Genomic DNA, 2,466 nt, shown 5'->3' on the forward strand with positions numbered 1-2,466 from the left:
GTCGTTTGCGACGTCTCTTATGTGCGGAGGGGCTATGCGGGGCGAGGTTCTGGGTGTTGAGCGCCGCCGGCGTTGGGACGACGAGGCAAAGCTGGCGATCGTGAGCGCGGTTGGGATCGGCGGCGCGACGGTGACCCAGGTCGCGCAACGGCACGAGGTAACGCGTCAGCAGATCTACGCCTGGCGTCATGAACTCAAGCGCAAGGGGTTGTGGTCTCCTGACGCGGGCGCGTTGTTCTTGCCCGCCGGCGTGGTGCCCGCGAGGGAGCTGACCGTGGTAGAGGATCGATCCGCGGCCTCCAGCCCGGCGGTCTGGGTTGAGTTGCGGCTTGCCAAGGGCCGCGTGCTCCGGTTCCAGAGCGATATCGACGATGTGGCGCTGTCCCGCCTGATCCGCGCGGTGGATGCCGCATGATCGGGCCGGGAACCGGGGTGCGGGTGTATCTGGCCTGTGGGGCGACGGATATGCGCAAGGGGATCGGCGGGCTGGCAGTGCTCGCGCAAGACGTGCTGCGCCAGAAGCCGACCGGCGGCGCGGTCTTCGCCTTCCGGGGCCGCAAGGGTGATCGGCTGAAGCTGCTCTACTGGGACGGCCAGGGGTTCTGCCTGTACTATAAAATCCTCGAGCGCGGGCGCTTTCCCTGGCCGAACACGAGTTCAGGGGCGGTGCGACTAACCTCGGCGCAGCTGGCGATGCTGTGGGAAGGGATTGATTGGCGGCGGCCGGATTGGGGTGCGCCACCGGCCCGGGTTGGGTGAATTATCTACCTGAAACGCCTTGTTTTTATGGCGCTTCCTGATCGGGTGTGGTAAGTGATGGCATGTCGAGCGACACGCCCATCCTCCCCGAAGATCCCGCTGTTCTGAAGGCGATGATTGCCGCCTTGCAGGCGGAAAACGCGAAGATGGCGGCGACGATCCGGGCGCATGACCTGCTCATCCAGACGCTGCAAATGCGCATCGCGAAGCTCAAGAAGCAGGCCTTTGGAAAGTCCTCGGAAAAGATCGAGCGCGAGATCGAACAACTCGAACTGGCGCTCGAGGATCTGCTCATCGCCGGCGCCGAAAGCGCCACCACCCCGGCGGACGACGACGCGGCGGATGCCGACCTTGAGCTCACGACCGGCGACATCGACGCCGGCAAGCCGCGCCGCCGCCCCCGTGTGGCGGCAACCACCCCGCGCGAGCGGCGCGAGCTCGACCCCGGCAGCTGCTGCCCGGATTGCGGCGGCGACCTGCGGCTCGTTGGCGAAGACATGAGCGAGATGCTCGACTTGGTCGCGGCACAGCTGAGGGTCCTACAGATCGCGCGGCTGAAGAAGTCCTGCCGCCGTTGCGAGAAGATGGTTCAGACGCCTGCGCCCAGCCGTCCGATCCCCGGCAGCATGGCGAGTGCGGCCCTTCTGGCCTGGATCCTCGTGTCCAAGTTCGACGACCATCTTCCCTTGTATCGCTTGAACGAGATCTTTGCCCGCATGGGGGCCGATATCCCGGATAGCACCTTGGTCGACTGGTGTGGGCGCGCGATGAAGGTGCTGGCGCCGCTGGTCGAACGGATCGAGGCCGATGTGATGGCCAGCGATCTTCTCCACGCCGATGATACCCCGATCCGGGTGCTCGACCGGTCCCTCAAGGACCGCGGCCTCGGCAAGGGGGTGAAGCAGGGACGGATCTGGGCCTATGTCCGCGATCCGCGACCTTGGGCAGGGACTGAGCCACCGGGGGCGGTCTACCGCTTCGCTCCGGATTGGAAGCAAGAGCATGTCCAGAGCCATTTGGCCCAGACCCGCGGCATCCTGCAGGCCGATGGCTACAAGGGCTATGCCAAGCTTTACGAACCCGATCCGGACGGCACGCCCCGTCTGCAGGAGGCGTCCTGCTGGGCGCATCTGCGACGTGACTTCCACGACGAGTGGGAAAAGACGAAATCCGCGATCGCGCGCGAGGCGCTGGACCGTATCGGCGCGCTCTACGACATCGAGCGCGAGATCAACGGGCAGCCTGCCGAGATCCGCCTTGCCGCGCGCCAGACGCACAGCGCCCCGAAGGTCGAGGCCTTCTTCGTCTGGTCCGAAAGCCAGCTCACGCGGATCCCCGGCAAGGGCGACCTCGCGCGCGCGTTCCGCTATGGGCTGGCCCGCCGGGCCTCGTTCAGCCTCTTCCTCACCGATGGTCGCGTGGCCATTGACAACAACCCGGCCGAGCGCGCTCTGCGCCCGATCGGCATCGGTCGGAAGAACTGGCTCTTCGCGGGCGCTGACACCGGCGGCGAAACGCTGGCCCGTGCCATGACGATCATAGAGACGGCCAAGCTGAACGGCCTCGATCCGCAGGCCTATCTTGCTGACGTACTCGACCGCATCCACGATCACAAGATCAACCGGCTCGACGAGCTCCTGCCGTGGAACTGGACGCCCATTGCCGCCGCTCAGGCCGAGGCCGCCTGATCAGCCGCGGTACCAACCG

The 2,466-nt window shown here is 66.2% G+C and carries 3 protein-coding genes; all 3 read left to right on the plus strand.

What is annotated here, in order from left to right; genetic code table 11:
* Positions 1-415, plus strand: a 415-nt coding sequence (tnpA, locus tag QQK63_RS17695) for an IS66-like element accessory protein TnpA (protein WP_277822417.1), incomplete at its 5' end; no start/stop codon positions are given.
* Positions 412-759 (plus strand): IS66 family insertion sequence element accessory protein TnpB, encoded by a 348-nt coding sequence (tnpB, locus tag QQK63_RS17700; protein ID WP_277822415.1) that lies wholly within the window; start codon positions 412-414, stop codon positions 757-759. The genes tnpA and tnpB, both read left to right, overlap by 4 nt.
* Positions 760-821: 62 nt before the next feature.
* Complete coding sequence (gene tnpC, locus QQK63_RS17705) at positions 822-2,447, plus strand: IS66 family transposase (RefSeq protein ID WP_277822413.1); 1,626 nt, start codon at positions 822-824, stop codon at positions 2,445-2,447.
* The last annotated feature ends 19 nt before the right edge of the window (positions 2,448-2,466 follow it).

Origin of the sequence: Roseicyclus marinus (assembly GCF_030163795.1) — a bacterium.
In the GTDB taxonomy this organism is placed as follows: domain Bacteria; phylum Pseudomonadota; class Alphaproteobacteria; order Rhodobacterales; family Rhodobacteraceae; genus Roseicyclus; species Roseicyclus marinus.